Consider the following 283-nt stretch of genomic DNA (forward strand, 5'->3'; position numbering starts at 1 on the left):
ATGGATGCTTCGGTGGGGCCGTAGAGGTTGTGGAGTTCGATGTGGGGCCAGGTGGTGAGGAAGCGTTGTGCGGTGTCGGGGGGTAGTGCTTCGCCGCTGCAGAAGACGTGGCGGACCTGGCCGAGGGGGCCGCGGTCGGCGGTGGCGTCGAGGAAGGTCTGGAGCATGGTGGGGACGAAGTGCAGTGTGGTGATGTCTGTGTCGGTGATGAGTTGGTGCAGGTAGTCGGGGTCGCGGTGGCCGCCGGGGGCGGCGAGTACGAGGGTGGCTCCGGTGGTGAGGG

General features: G+C 67.5%; 1 protein-coding gene. It reads right to left on the bottom strand.

What is annotated here, in order from left to right; translation table 11 throughout:
• Window positions 1–283, bottom strand: a 283-nt coding sequence (locus ACPXB1_RS30705) for an AMP-binding protein (RefSeq protein WP_425736189.1), incomplete at both ends; no start/stop codon positions are given.

This window comes from Micromonospora sp. DT68 (assembly GCF_049847245.1).
GTDB classification, from domain to species: domain Bacteria; phylum Actinomycetota; class Actinomycetes; order Mycobacteriales; family Micromonosporaceae; genus Micromonospora; species Micromonospora profundi.